The sequence below is a fragment of the Marinomonas balearica genome (assembly GCF_004362145.1).
Taxonomy (GTDB): Bacteria; Pseudomonadota; Gammaproteobacteria; order Pseudomonadales; family Marinomonadaceae; genus Marinomonas; species Marinomonas balearica.
The window spans coordinates 266153-279953 of record NZ_SNXC01000014.1 but is presented as its reverse complement, the minus strand read 5'-3'; the positions used below and the strand labels follow the sequence as shown (position 1 = coordinate 279953).

At 43.1% G+C, this 13801-nt stretch carries 17 protein-coding genes; 6 read left to right on the top strand and 11 right to left on the bottom strand.

Annotation, left to right across the window (positions count from 1 at the left end; translation table 11 throughout):
- Positions 1-28: 28 nt before the first annotated feature.
- The 6 genes from DFP79_RS14895 to DFP79_RS14870 form a co-directional block, all read right to left on the bottom strand.
- Positions 29-1561 carry an ATP-binding protein gene (locus DFP79_RS14895; protein WP_133504738.1) on the bottom strand — a complete coding sequence of 511 codons (1533 nt, stop codon included), beginning with the start codon at positions 1559-1561 and terminating at the stop codon, positions 29-31.
- Positions 1562-1566: 5 nt separating this feature from the next.
- Entirely contained in the window at positions 1567-2304 is a 738-nt protein-coding gene (locus DFP79_RS14890; RefSeq protein ID WP_133504737.1) for a winged helix-turn-helix domain-containing protein, read from the bottom strand.
- Between the two features lie 42 nt (positions 2305-2346).
- Positions 2347-2808 carry a DUF1499 domain-containing protein gene (locus tag DFP79_RS14885; RefSeq protein WP_133504736.1) on the bottom strand — a complete coding sequence of 154 codons (462 nt, stop codon included), beginning with the start codon at positions 2806-2808 and terminating at the stop codon, positions 2347-2349.
- Positions 2809-2831: 23 nt separating this feature from the next.
- Complete coding sequence (gene rluB, locus DFP79_RS14880; RefSeq protein ID WP_133504735.1) at positions 2832-3728, bottom strand: 23S rRNA pseudouridine(2605) synthase RluB; 897 nt, start codon at positions 3726-3728, stop codon at positions 2832-2834.
- 112 nt (positions 3729-3840) lie between these two features.
- On the bottom strand, positions 3841-4461 hold the full coding sequence (locus DFP79_RS14875) for an L-threonylcarbamoyladenylate synthase (protein WP_133504734.1): 621 nt from the start codon (positions 4459-4461) through the stop codon (positions 3841-3843).
- Between the two features lie 101 nt (positions 4462-4562).
- Entirely contained in the window at positions 4563-5417 is an 855-nt protein-coding gene (locus DFP79_RS14870) for a PHP domain-containing protein (protein WP_133504733.1), read from the bottom strand.
- Between the two features lie 66 nt (positions 5418-5483).
- Between DFP79_RS14870 and DFP79_RS14865 the strand changes: the two genes are divergently transcribed.
- On the top strand, positions 5484-6020 hold the full coding sequence (locus DFP79_RS14865) for a septation protein A (protein ID WP_133504732.1): 537 nt from the start codon (positions 5484-5486) through the stop codon (positions 6018-6020).
- Between the two features lie 4 nt (positions 6021-6024).
- On the top strand, positions 6025-6321 hold the full coding sequence (locus tag DFP79_RS14860; RefSeq protein WP_133504731.1) for a YciI family protein: 297 nt from the start codon (positions 6025-6027) through the stop codon (positions 6319-6321).
- 66 nt (positions 6322-6387) lie between these two features.
- On the opposite strand, the gene DFP79_RS14855 is transcribed toward DFP79_RS14860, so the two are convergent.
- Positions 6388-6672, bottom strand: a complete 285-nt coding sequence (locus tag DFP79_RS14855) for an Rdx family protein (RefSeq protein ID WP_133504730.1) — start codon at positions 6670-6672, stop codon at positions 6388-6390.
- Between the two features lie 120 nt (positions 6673-6792).
- Here DFP79_RS14855 and DFP79_RS14850 point away from each other — a divergent pair, with 120 nt between their 5' ends.
- Entirely contained in the window at positions 6793-7344 is a 552-nt protein-coding gene (locus DFP79_RS14850) for a peptidylprolyl isomerase (RefSeq protein ID WP_133504729.1), read from the top strand.
- Positions 7334-9349 (top strand): bifunctional tRNA (5-methylaminomethyl-2-thiouridine)(34)-methyltransferase MnmC2/FAD-dependent 5-carboxymethylaminomethyl-2-thiouridine(34) oxidoreductase MnmC1, encoded by a 2016-nt coding sequence (gene mnmC, locus DFP79_RS14845; RefSeq protein ID WP_133504728.1) that lies wholly within the window; start codon positions 7334-7336, stop codon positions 9347-9349. Before DFP79_RS14850 ends, mnmC begins: the two co-directional genes overlap by 11 nt.
- Positions 9350-9421: 72 nt before the next feature.
- Here the strand turns inward: mnmC and DFP79_RS14840 are convergent, their stop codons facing one another.
- On the bottom strand, positions 9422-9751 hold the full coding sequence (locus tag DFP79_RS14840; protein WP_133504727.1) for a hypothetical protein: 330 nt from the start codon (positions 9749-9751) through the stop codon (positions 9422-9424).
- 117 nt (positions 9752-9868) lie between these two features.
- Between DFP79_RS14840 and cysE the strand changes: the two genes are divergently transcribed.
- Together cysE and DFP79_RS14830 are read left to right on the top strand one after the other, a co-directional pair.
- Entirely contained in the window at positions 9869-10678 is an 810-nt protein-coding gene (gene cysE, locus DFP79_RS14835; protein ID WP_133504796.1) for a serine O-acetyltransferase, read from the top strand.
- A gap of 279 nt (positions 10679-10957) precedes the next feature.
- Complete coding sequence (locus DFP79_RS14830) at positions 10958-11830, top strand: DMT family transporter (protein WP_133504726.1); 873 nt, start codon at positions 10958-10960, stop codon at positions 11828-11830.
- Between the two features lie 66 nt (positions 11831-11896).
- Here the strand turns inward: DFP79_RS14830 and DFP79_RS14825 are convergent, their stop codons facing one another.
- From DFP79_RS14825 to DFP79_RS14815, 3 genes are all read right to left on the bottom strand, one after another.
- Entirely contained in the window at positions 11897-12352 is a 456-nt protein-coding gene (locus DFP79_RS14825; protein WP_133504725.1) for an Lrp/AsnC family transcriptional regulator, read from the bottom strand.
- A 74-nt stretch (positions 12353-12426) separates the two neighbouring features.
- The gene (locus DFP79_RS14820; protein WP_133504724.1) at positions 12427-13053 is read right to left on the bottom strand and encodes a LysE family translocator; all 627 of its coding nucleotides are present in this window, start codon (positions 13051-13053) and stop codon (positions 12427-12429) included.
- Between the two features lie 56 nt (positions 13054-13109).
- Positions 13110-13787, bottom strand: coding sequence for a zinc metallopeptidase (locus DFP79_RS14815; RefSeq protein ID WP_133504723.1), 678 nt, complete (start codon positions 13785-13787; stop codon positions 13110-13112).
- Positions 13788-13801: the final 14 nt, after the last annotated feature.

Sequence of the window (13801 nt, the reverse complement as noted above, 5' to 3'; positions counted from 1 at the left end):
ACATTACTAGCTTCTTTACAAACTGCCGCTAAGACACGGATGATCTATGCTGATTCCGAGACCAAATCAAGCTAAATTTCGCTCCACCTAGCCCGCTCGAATCCACCAGAACCGCGCCACCATGCCAAAAGGCAATTCGCTGAACAATCGCCAACCCTAACCCATAACCGCCGGACGCACGAGTACGTGAATTGTCCAAACGCTGGAAAGGAATAAACACTTTGTCACGGTCCTCAAAAGCGATTCCAGGACCATCGTCTTCAATATCAACTTGCCAACGAGACTCATCCGCCGAGAAGCGAATTGAAATAGCAACATTTGCATATTTCGATGCATTTAGTATTAGATTTTGAAGCGCCCTATGAAGATGGTGCGCATCAGCAATAACCTCGTCATCATCATCGATATATACCGAAACATTAAGATGTTTTAGCAAAGGCTGATTGTGCTCTAAAATACCATCAATCAATTGACGAATACTTGTATTTTCAAAGTTAAGAGCCAATGAACCTTCCTCTAGTTTCCCGTACGTAAGCACTTCATCCACTAGAGTATTTAGCTCTTCTACGTCATCTTCGAGCGCAGTGATTGTATTGTGTGCACTCTCATCAATTTCGTCTTTTACTACTTCTAGCCCAAACCGCAATCGAGCAATCGGAGTACGAAGTTCATGAGAAATGGCGTTGATCATTTCTCTTTGTACTTTTAACAGCCTTTGAATATGAGAGGACATTGAATCAAACGAGTAAGCCAGCTCTTTAAGTGTGCCTGAACTATCGGGAATCCCTTTAGGTAACCCGCTTCGGCCACGAGCAATTTGTCGCGTAATACTCTCGAATGTTTTGCGCTTCGCCTCCAAGGTAACCAGCTCTCGCCAAATCAACAGCAGCATAATGACAATTGCCAAGGCAACAACACTCACAACCACAACGGTAAACGACAATGTTTGAGAACGCGCTAGCCCAATCATTACCGATTTATCCATTCCATTTGGAGACCAGATGTAAGCGGTTTCAAACCCCATCCCATGAGCACTTAATAAATTCTTTTGCTGCGTAAAGTCAACTCTGTCGATGACCTGTGACGATACACAGCTAAAGCTTTCAAGTAACCCAAGCTTTTCATCAAATGTTAGTGACGAGCTAAGAAGCGCATCAAAAGCATTTTGACTTGAAAACAAATGATCGCTGAAGCCTTTCTGAGCAAGGCTTTCTCCCACTAACAGCGGAGTATCTGCATCTGCTAATACAAGCTGAAAGTCTCGATTAGAGCTGTAAGACCAGCGTTCTTGGGCAATAAGGTGGGCGACTTTTTGGGCGTCGAGCGAAACCTTGTTAGCGCTATCACCAAATCGCCAAGTAAGATGACTCCCTGAAGGATCATAACCGGGAACCAGTAGAAGGGCTGCGGCATTTATCTCCGCATCAGAACATAAGTGTTGTTCGTATTCCGCAATACCAAATCGATATTGGGTAAACTCAATTGCAGCATAACAGCAAGCAACGATGACCCCTCCACCTATCAATAAATGACGATAGAGACGCCATACTTCTGCTCGCATACTCGCTACACCTCTTTAACGAACAAGTAGCCTTTGCTACGAATCGTTTTGATTCGGCGAGGATGAATTGGGTCGTCCCCAATTTTAGATCGAATTCGAGAGATTCGAACATCAACAGAGCGATCTTGGCCGTCGTATTCAATACCACGCAATTCGCTGAATATTTCTTCTCGACTTAAGATGCGACCGGCATTGCTTGCCAACAACCAAAGTAAGTCAAACTCAGCGCTTGTAAGCTCAATCTCTGATTTTTCAGAACTACTGCCGTCTACTAACCATGCTTCTCGACGAGAATTATCCACAACCAATGGACCAAAAGTAAGCGTTTGCTCTGCTTTACTTTCCAAATGGCTTAAATCAACATCTTGCGTACTGCGTCGCAATAGTGACTGAATCCTCGCAAGCAATACACGAGGCTTAGCGGGTTTAGAGACATAATCATCTGCACCAATTTCTAGCCCAAGAATCTGATCCACATCGTCGCTGCGAGCGGTCAACATCAGTATTGGGCCTTTGTATTCATTACGAACACTTCGGCATACCGTGAACCCGTCAGCTCCAGGTAACATTAAATCCAATACAACTAATGATGGCTGCTCATTTATTATACGAGCGATGGCATTACGTCCATCTGGTTCAACTTCGGCTTTAAATCCGTTCTTTTGCAAATACTCTTGCGTTAAAGAAGCGAGACGCTCGTCGTCTTCAACGATCAGGATTGATTGACTATCATCCACACTCATGGGCCATCCTCGTCCTATTTTGATATTATTAAACCAGTAAAATCAATTTACTAGAAGTTCTCGCACTTGTCTAACTCGCGTCGTATTTACACCCAAATCATCATAACCTACGCGCGATGCAGACCGAACATGAATCACACTGTCGGCCTCAGGAAAGTAAAACTCCACGTCATCGATAAACCCAAACAAATCGCTGGATTTTTCCAAGTAGAGATAACCCAATCGGCTCTCTACTATGTGTGCATCACCTTTGCTTAAAAAGTACTGCTCAATCTTTAATTGAGCGTCTTTCATCGATCCGCGATACACAATGGGTTCAACATAATGAATCGTGTCTGTCGGATCCGCCTGAGTCGATACGCAGTTCGGGGAATTTGGGCAAGAGGCAAACAACCCATTTTCAACCCCTAAGTTCTCTGGCGGAGTATTGTATATATCAACAAACACAAAGAACCCTAAAACAAGCACGACAAGTGACACTAAGATCCAGCGTATCATTCCCATTTGATTTCTACCTCACAACAAAACTATCGAAACGAGCGTTTTCCCGGTTTTTTCGGTTTAAACTCTTGTTTATCAGAACTCTGCCAATCAAACCCTTTCGTCCGTCGTGCTTTTCCAGGAACCTGTTTTGCACGACGACGTTTAAGATCTTCCTGTTCTTGCTTGGTTTTCTGCTTAATAGGGGCAGGTTGAATATTGACAAGTTCACACAAGCCATTTACTTCAACATCCTCCATTTCAACCCAACGGCCAACTTTCGCTTTTGATGGCAAAAATACAGGGCCGAATCGAACGCGCTTAAGTCGGTTTACCTTCAGCCCTTGAGACTCCCACAGACGACGCACTTCACGGTTACGACCTTCCATTAGGCATACATAGAACCAATGGTTTATGCCCTCCCCGCCACCGTCAACGACGTCAGAGAAGCTGGCCATACCGTCATCCAGCAAAACGCCTTTTTTCAAGGTTGCGATATTCTCATCTGTTACCTGACCCATGACACGGACAAGGTACTCACGATCAATTTCCGTAGAAGGGTGCATTAAACGGTTAGCTAATTCACCATCTGTAGTAAAAAGAAGCAGCCCAGATGTATTAATATCAAGACGACCGACTGCTATCCAACGCTCTCCACGTAACTTTGGCAAGCGGTCAAATACGGTAGGACGACCTTCTGGATCTTTTCGAGTACACACTTCGCCTTCTGGCTTGTTGTATATAATGACTCGACGATTTTGTCCCGCATCACTCACGGAAACAGGATATCCATCAAACTCAATTTGATCTTCTGAGCTAACGCGGTCTCCCAGCGTAGCAACTTCACCGTTAACAACAACTCGACCTTCTCGGATACGAGTTTCCATCTCTCTACGAGACCCCAAACCCGCTCTAGCGAGTACTTTCTGTAATTTTTCGTCCATTACGACCTCATGGGGGAATGCTTCTCAGCAACCCAGTTAACCAACAATTAAAAATTTAGTGCTATTATACCTGTCCAATACATTTCTAACAGCATTATTCAGAGCGCTTTTTCTACATAAAAGGCGTTGGGTCACCTGCTCCGACTCTTGAGATCGTAATCTCTTCAGAATCCATATGAACAACAGTTGTCGGTTCCATTCCACAATACCCACCGTCAATAACTAAATCTAGCTGATGCTCCAGCGTTTCTCTAATGTCATATGGATCCATCATCGGCTCAGTGTCGCCCGGCAAGATCAGAGAAGCACTCATTAACGGCTCACCTAACTCCTCCAACAATGCTGAAACAATATTGCTGTGGGGAATACGGATACCAATTGTTTTGCGTTTAGGGTGCATTAAACGCCGAGGCACTTCCGAGGTGGCATTGAAAATAAAGGTATATGGGCCTGGGGTGTTATGCTTTAAAAGACGATACATAACATTGTCAAATCTCGCATAGGTTGAGATTTCCGAGAGGTCTCGACACACGAGTGTAAAATTATGCTTGTCGTCCAGTTTTCGAATTGTTCGAATTCTTTCCAGTGCTTTTTTATCGCCAATATGGCAACCAAGTGAATAGCCACTGTCGGTAGGATACGCTATGACGCCGCCATCACGTACAATTTGGCCAGCTTGTTTAATAAGACGAACTTGCGGGTTGTCGGGATGCACTTGAAAAAACTGACTCAATCCATTCTCCTTGCGTTACATATCATTCAAAGAAGTCGACATTTGATTCCAAAAATTGATTCAAAAACGTAATCAACAATAAATAACTTTAGACTAAGAGTTTAAACCAACCACTTATACCAGATCGGTGAAATCTCTGATTCATGAACGGAGGTATATTTGCCAACCTCAGCCCAAGGTCCAAATGGGCCATGAAAATCACTTCCTACGGATGCATCAAAATCATATTCCCGTGATAAGCGCTCCAATAACCTAACCGAATCAGGTCGCTCGTTTCCAGAAACAACTTCAATCCCATTTCCTCCAGCGGTCTTAAAATCCGTTAACATTCGCTTTAACTTTGTAACCGTCAGAGGGTAACGTTTAGGGTGAGCTACGATCGTCGACATATCTTGCGACTTAAGGTGTTCAACCACATCTGAAAGTTCCGGCCAAACCTGGCGAAGCTTTCCTCCCAAATTTTTATTGCCAAGATATTTATCGAAAGCTTTGTTAACGTCTTTGACAATTCCTTTATCCACGAGCACTTTCGCAAAATGAGGCCGGCCAAGTTGACTCATTCCAGCTTCTTCTAAGGCTTCATCGTAAATATCGGGTAAACCTTGTTTTTTAAGTAGATGGGAAATTGTTTTGCCGCGCTCTATTCGGACTTTTTGATTGGATTCAACAACCGTATTAAGAGCATCGTCATCAATATCAAAACCCAAAGCCACGAGATGAATCGGAATCCCTTTCCACTGGACTGATAGCTCGACACCGTTCACGAAATGCATGCTCAGCTGATTCGCTACTTTGCGCGCTTCTGCTAAGCCCTCTAAGCTGTCATGATCTGTTAATGCAACAACCTCTAGCTTTTGCTCATGCGCTCTTTGCATCAACTCGGCAGGTGCAAATACACCATCAGACGCCAACGAGTGCATGTGTAAGTCGACTTTTTTATAACGAAAGTGATCCATTTTAATGCTGTTAATTCTCGTTTTAGGTCGTTATTATCTCTTGAGCATACATAAACTGGTTCTAATATGAAAATTCTATTCGACTTTTTACCTATTATCGTTTTTTTCGCTGTCTATAAAATGACAAACGATATCATCCTTGCCACTGCGATTCTCATTCCTGCAACCATACTGCAAGTTGGGTACACTTGGTGGAAACACAAACACATTGAGAAGATGCATGTCGTATCACTTGTCTTAGTGGTTCTCCTTGGTGGCGCCACGGTACTGATGGGCGACGGTGATTTTATTAAATGGAAACCGACGATTGTAAATGGTCTATTTGCACTTGCCTTTTTCGGCAGCCAATTTATTGGCAATAAAAACCTAATTCAGAGAATGATGGGCGATAAAATTTCACTGCCCTTTAAAGTATGGCGCACGCTAAATTTAGCGTGGGTTGGCTTCTTCATCGTATCAGGCCTGACCAACTTATATGTCGCGTTTAATTTCAGCGAAGAAGTTTGGGTTGATTTCAAATTATTTGGTCTACTCGGCATGACACTCGTTTTCATCATACTCCAAGGTATTTACCTCTCAAGCCATATGCAAAATAAGGATTAATACGATGCTGTATTCCATTGTCTGTCAAGATAACGCACACAGCCTTGAAGGGCGAAAGTCTGCTCGTCCAGCTCACCTAGCTAGGTTAGAAACACTGAAAGAAAATGGCAAACTTGTGCTAGCGGGTCCCAACCCAGCATTAGATACAAATGAGCCTGGTGAAGCCGGCTTTACTGGCAGCATCATTATCGCTCAGTTCGATTCGCTGGAAGACGCAAAGAAATGGTCTTCAGAAGACCCTTACTTAGAGGCAGGTGTATACAAAGACGTAGAAGTAAAACCTTTTAAACAGGTCTTTTAAACCACATACGTTAGAACACCATGTCATGCTACAAATAGCGTACATAAAAATAGCGACTCATTGTCGCTATTTTTTTTGTCTATCTGAATGCCCTAAATCTCGCTCAGGATCAATAATATCCCGAATCCGCTGTTTTAAAACTTTAGCCTCTGGAAAACCGTCTTCTTTCTTACGACACCAGACTTCCTCACCATTAACTCTTACTTTAAAAATTCCACCTTCAGTGGGTATCAAGGTAACACTCTTTACATCTACATCAAAGGTTGTAAGCACCTCTTGCGCAAGCCACGCGGCACGCAACATCCAACGACACAAAGTACAGTATTCTATCTCTACAACGGCTGTTCTCATGTTTTTCTTTACTCTATTTTAATTACATCAATTTTTAACGATCTCAGTTACATGAGCGATCTATTTTTCTTTAACGAAGTCACCTAATATAGAGCCACCAATTAAATAGGAAAGAAAAAAATGAAAAAAAGTCTCATCCTAGGGCTACTTCTTACTCTTTTCACCAGCAGCTCATTTGCAACTCAAGTTGATATCCTTACAAATAAAGGAACGATTCGAGTCGATCTCGCTGATGAATCGGCGCCAAAGACCGTCTCAAACTTTTTAAAATACGTCGACGATGGTTTCTATAACGGCACTATTTTTCACCGAGTAATAAAAGGCTTTATGATTCAAGGTGGCGGTTTCACTCCTGATATGGGCAAGAAAGATACTCGTCCACCTGTACCGTATGAAGGCGATAATGGCCTTTACAATGATCGCGGTACGCTAGCTATGGCGCGTACTCGCGACCCAGACAGTGCCACAGCCCAATTTTTTGTTAACCAAGTAACGAATCCATTTCTAAATCATGGCGCTCGCGGCGGGGCGGGCTATACGGTATTTGGAACAATCATCCAAGGTATGGATATCATTGACGAAATCGCGGACGTATCAACTCACAGAGTCGGCCCATACAGCGACGTACCGGAATCCCCTGTTTTGATAGAGAAAGTAATACGTGTTAAATAGCTATATCCTTGACGCCCCAACACTCGATTGGGGCAATGACGGCGTCCCACGTTCCAATGAATTTGACGATGTATACTTCGATAAAGAAGCAGGTCTTGAAGAGTCAAAATACGTATTTCTGAAACACAATAATTTGGAAGAACGGTTTAAGGCTCTTTCAGCTGGGCAAACGTTTAATATTGCTGAAACGGGTTTTGGAACTGGATTAAACTTTCTGTGTGCTATCCAGCTTTTTCAGAATGTCGCACCTAAGAATACAAAGCTCCATTTCGTTTCTGTAGAAAAATACCCGTTAACCAAGGACGTTCTCAAGCAAGCCCTTAAATCATGGCCATCATTACAAACCGAAGCCGATGCTTTAATAAAGGATTATCCCGAGTTATGCCAAGGTCTTCACCATATGGACTTTATAGGTAACAACATCTCTCTATCGCTCTATTTCGGCGAAGCCAGTGAAGGGTTTCAAACGCTAAATGGCAAGATTGACGCGTGGTTTTTAGATGGGTTTGCGCCCAGTAAAAACCCAGAAATGTGGAGCGAATCCCTATTTTCCGAGATAGAAAGACTCAGTTATAACACAACGACATTCGCAACCTTCACAGCAGCAGGCATAGTGCGTAGAGGGCTAAAGTCTCATGGATTTGATGTTCAAAAAGTAAAAGGGTTTGGACATAAACGGGAAATGGCGATCGGCCACTACGTTGAAACAGAGACTGCTTCGATAGAATCAAATAAACCTTGGTTTCACGTCCGAAACAAAGCGTTGCCAACAAATTCAAAACAAGAAAACGCACTCATCGTAGGAGCCGGAATCGCGGGGGCAACCACCGCGCGTGCACTCGCTGAGCAAGGCTTAAAAGTACAAGTGTGGGAAGCATCAGATCGCATTGCAAACGGCGCATCGGGCAACATTCAAGGAATGCTATACCCTAAGCTTGCCAACCAAGACACTCCCGTAAACCGCTATTATTTAGCCTCGTACTTATACGCTAATCGCTATTACCATCACTATCAAAACCAAAGCAATGATGAAAGCTCATACTCTATTTGGTGGAACCAATGCGGGTTACTCCAAAAACCTAAAAACACTCAAGAAGCAGACAAACTGTCCAAAATCATAGAGAAACGACTTTATCCTGAAAGCATTGTCAGTGCGCTTCCAGAGGGTGGGCTCAATTTGCCGTTATCTGGATGGGTCAAACCTTCTGAGGCTTGCGTCAATCTTTTGACTCACGAAAATATACATGTTTCGCTAAGTCGTTCACTCAAAGAACTAAAGAAAACCACACGCTCTGAATGTAAATTCGACGCAATAGACAAAGACGGTTCGTTAGAACATTTCGATTACGTGGTTATTTGCACGGCAAATGATCACCAAATCTTAGATCAATGGCTTCCCCTTCAGACGAAAGCGATCAGAGGTCAGGTTACACACGCTCCCATAGCGGCTTTTAGAACAGCCGAAGCGTCGGGAGATCAGGTAGACAAGAAACTGTCTTTTAACTCTGTAATTTGCGGTCAAGGTTACGTATCACCACCGCTAGAAAACCATTTGAACTTCGGCGCGACATACGATCTAAAGAACACAGATTCACTTATTCGCAACGAAGATCACATTGAAAATCTCGAAAAGTTACGAGATCTACTCACCATAGAAACAGACAATATTGATATAAGTAAACTTACAGGTCGAGCAGCGCTAAGATGCACTGTGCCTGATTACTGTCCGATTGTTGGACCAATTATGGATAGGTCTCACCTAATATCTAAGTATTCGACACTTAGTAAAAACGCAAAATGGGAAACATCGGAAGAAGCCCCTTTTGTCGAAGGACTGTTTGTAAACATTGGACATGGGTCGCGAGGATTCGTTAGCGCGCCTCTTTCGGCTCGTTACTTAGCCGCCTTAATCACCGACCAAATTGCTCCACTCGAACAAATTTGTATTGAAACGCTTCACCCTTCACGGTTCACGGTTCGCGGATTAAAACGAGGAGAGGCATAGCGGATTTATTACGAATAATATCTCATAGAAAGTCTGATATAACAGACATTCTATGAGGTTTCCCTAAGCCCCTTACTTTTCGAATAGATCGCAGGCGTTAGGGATAAGTTCTTCTAATAACATCAAGGTTTGCGGTCTAAACACAATACCTTCAAGCTCTTTGTGTAACGATCGAAGCTTACCACTCAAACGTATTACATTTGGATTGATCGGCTCATAAGGATAAATATGATCTTGCATACTTAATTTATGAAGTTCATCCAATTCCTCTTGAAGCATCAATTTCATAGCAAAGAAAATATCTTTGTTATCGATATCGTTGGTTTCCCAGTATGCGTCTGATAGAGCGGCACCCAGCTCATAAAATACATTTAACGCATCAGCTACAGTCTTTTGATTCATATTCTCTCCACGCAGAAAGTAATTACTTTACTTACACTCTTGTTTTCATACATGCTAACCCCATAACCCTTATTCTAGCTGTGAATCAATACAGGTAAATAGATCTTGAGTAATACTATGTACGAAAACGTGACATCGGACAATTTATGGCGTTCCCTTCAAGATGAAGCAAAACTGCTTTCTCAAGAAGAGCCCATATTAGCGAGCTACTTCAATACCACCATTTTGCGCCATAACTCCTTGGCGTCGGCTTTGAGCTTCCTACTTGCAAGCAAGCTAGACAGCACTTCTATTCCCGCCATGGTGCTACGCGAAGTATTTGAAGAAGCTATGACAGCTTCTAACTCTGACATAGTTCGACACGTAGAAAAAGACATAATTTCAATAAATGAACGCGATCCGGCCTCCGATGGTTATACGACACCATTACTGTTCTTTAAAGGCTTTCATGCATTGCAGTCGTACCGCGTCGCTCACTGGCTTTGGACAGAGAACAGAAAAACACTAGCGCTTTATATTCAAAGCCAAGTGTCGATGATCTTTGGAGTTGATATACACCCTGCCGCAAAACTAGGCTGCGGTATTCTGCTCGACCACGCAACGGGCTTGGTTGTAGGTGAAACGTGTGTAATTGAAGACAATGTCTCTATTCTTCAATCCGTGACACTTGGTGGAACCGGCAAAGAGCACGGAGACAGACACCCAAAAATTCGATCTGGTGTATTAATTGGTGCAGGCGCAAAAATTTTAGGCAACATTGAAGTAGGTGAAGGTGCGAAAGTGGGCGCTGGCAGTGTCGTACTAGAACCCGTACAAGCGCATACGACGGTTGCTGGCGTACCCGCAAAAGCAGTTGGTCGAAATAAAGAGTCAGAACCATCCAGAGCAATGGATCATTCAATAACAAACTGCATAAAAGAAAAGTAAGTAATTGGATCAGTAACAAAACCATGTTACTGATCTTTTAGCCATCCTGAGACCTTGGACGAAGTCACGAGGCAAAGCCATATCAGTAAATCTTAAGCACCATCCAATTATTCACCTCTCAGCCCATATCAACAACCAACTTTCGATTCGAAAGAAAACACTCATAATGACCTGTATATTTTAAGAATCTACCCTATAAAACGAAAGAATAAACCTGTTAGAAAAACAGGAAAGCCGATTAAAATAAGTTCAACTTAAACACTAAGAAGTCAGGGAATCATGTCAATTTCACAGCTATTTTTATGGATTACTGCCGCTATATGGGGCTTTGCATTCGTCGCTCAAAGTGTCGGCATGGAAGAGCTTGGACCTTATGGTTTTAACGCAGCTCGCTTCACCTTAGCGACACTCGCGATGCTCCCTCTCGCTTTTTTCTTCGACAGGAAATACAACATCGATGTGCGAGTGACAACTCAAGCAGGCTTATCTGGCGGACTCATTCTTTTTATTGGCTCAGCGCTTCAACAAGTCGGATTACAGTACACAAGCACTGCCAATGCAGGATTTATTACCGCATTGTATATGCTCATTGTCCCTCTTATTGGCCTATTTTTAAAACACAAAATTGAACCTAAAGTATGGTGTGGCGTCGCGTTTGCTATTGTCGGGTTTTACTTACTTACGGTTGGGCCACACCTATCAATACACAAAGGCGATTCGTTAATGCTCATTGGCGCATTTTTTTGGGCCTCTCACGTATTGGTAGTCAATCACTATGTCAGTAAAGTAAGAATCGTCACGTTTTCAGTTATTCAGCTGATGGTGGTTTCCGTTTTATCTTGGGGAGTCGCGCTGTCAATCGAAGACATTAGTTGGGCAGCCATATCTATCAGCTGGATGCCGATCGTCTATACCGGCGTCGCCTCTTCTGCGATTGCCTATACTTTACAAATGCTTGGACAAAAAAACGTTGCTCCAAGCATTGCCGCATTAATACTCTCGACCGAAGCTGTATTTGCTGCATTAGGCGGATGGTTACTTTTAGATGAAGAACTCACTTCTCGCTCCATTTTTGCATGCGCTCTCATATTTTTGGGAATGCTTATTAGCCAATGGCCAACAACCAAAAAAGTACTGACCGAAGCGGTTTAAGAGAAATAAAAAAAACTGAAAGGACTTACTCCTGAATTTAAAAGCTCTGGAGTAAGTTCTTTACAGCTAAATTATCTGTTCAATATCATCAGCATTTAAAGGCATTTCTCTATTAACAGGAGTCGACAGTACCATCATTGTATTCGTATCGCTGAGGTCGATTAATCGTTCGAGCAACGCATCTAGCTTCGATAACGAGTGAGTGGAGACCTTTAAAATAAAAGCATAAGGACCCGTGACGTTATAACAAGAGATCACTTCTTTTTGCGCTAGTACAAGCGCTTTAAACTCCCGCTCTTTCGTGCGATATACCTCGCACTCGACAATAGCGGTAATGGGGACACCAATTTTTTCTAGGTTTATTTTCGCACCATAACCGGTAATAACCCCCACCTCTTCCAATTTTCGCACGCGTTCGGCAACTGCGGGTGCAGATAAATGAACTTGCTTACCGAGCTCTGCGTACGTTAGCCGAGCATTTTCTTCTAACGCCTTAATAATTTTCCAGTTAATTTTATCCATATCGCCTTTTCGACAAAAATCAGTAAAAAGAGCAGGAACCGCACAGCACTTAATCCGCCCCGACAACACAACCTTTAACGCGAGGAGCTTGCTAACACACTACCAGCTAAGATAAACAGAGAAGCGATTGCTTTATTCACTCGAGCCACCCAATGTGCGCTAGATAAATAACGCCTTAACTGCATCCCAAAATACGCATACATACAAGCAGAAAAGTACTCAGCCAATAAAAAGGTAATACCAATAATTACAAATTGAGGGGCAAGAGGCTTAGCAACATCAAGGAGTTGAGGAAATATCGCCGTAAAAATCAATATCGCCTTAGGGTTACTTATCGCTATCAAAAATTCTTGGCGAATCAAAGGAAGCATACTAGAAGAGCTCTCTGAAAAAGAAGAGGACTCATCTATTTTCGCTACCGGAGCACGCCAAGTTTTTATGCCAAGATAAAGTAAGTAAAGCACACCAAACCACTTAACAACATTAAACCAAAATGCAGAACTAACAATCACAGCGCCAAGTCCAACCGCGGAAACGCTCATTAAAATAACAAATGCTAAATTTCTGCCTGTCGCCCCAACAGTTGCAGGCAGAACACCTTGGTGAATACCATTATACATAGACGTGAAGTTGTTTGGCCCAGGCGTAAGAGCAAGCAGCATCAGAAAAGGGACTAGCGCTAGCCAAACGGAAAAACTCATTACTCACTCCTTTTAGGATCATTCTGCATCAATACAGCTTGTCCAACAATTGACATTTAGCGTCTGGGGAACTTCCAAAACAGCAGTATATTTTTAAGTGCGGCCGCAACATAGGTTAATGCGCACGCGGTTAAAATTCGTTGTATGTCTTTAAGGTCGTCCTCTCCAACATAACGGCCTTCACGCAAAATAGGAAGCGCTTTGTTAAAACTTGCATCCCACTCTTCTGGTAGAATAGCGACTTGCACAAATACGGTGAGTAGCCCAAGCAAAATCACTACGCTTAAGTGAAATTGTGGTGCATAAGGAATCTGCAGAGCCAAACTAAAAAATGGCCAAAGCAATAGCACCAACATAGTAAAGCGCTGTAGTACCGCTGCTAACGGCAAATAACGCGTACTTAAATGAGAGATTGGATCATTTTTTGTATGGGCAATGGCATGCCCTATTTCATGTGCCGCAACGGCCACAGCCGTTAAAGACTTCTCTTTATAGACATAAGGGCTCAACCTGACCTTCCTTGCGCGTATATCGAAATGATCTCTTCCCTCGACGCCCTCCTCTACCTCGACTCCTTCCAATTTGAAACGACTTATCAGGTGTTCCGCTAGCTCTCCACCCGTACCCGCGAGATCTGGCCTTGGTTCACGGTGTTTTCTCAGTATCGCCTTTACCCAGAGTGTTGGCCCAAAAAAAACCACCAGCACAACGACAATCAATATTAAAAAATGCATAGAGCCACTCCCTT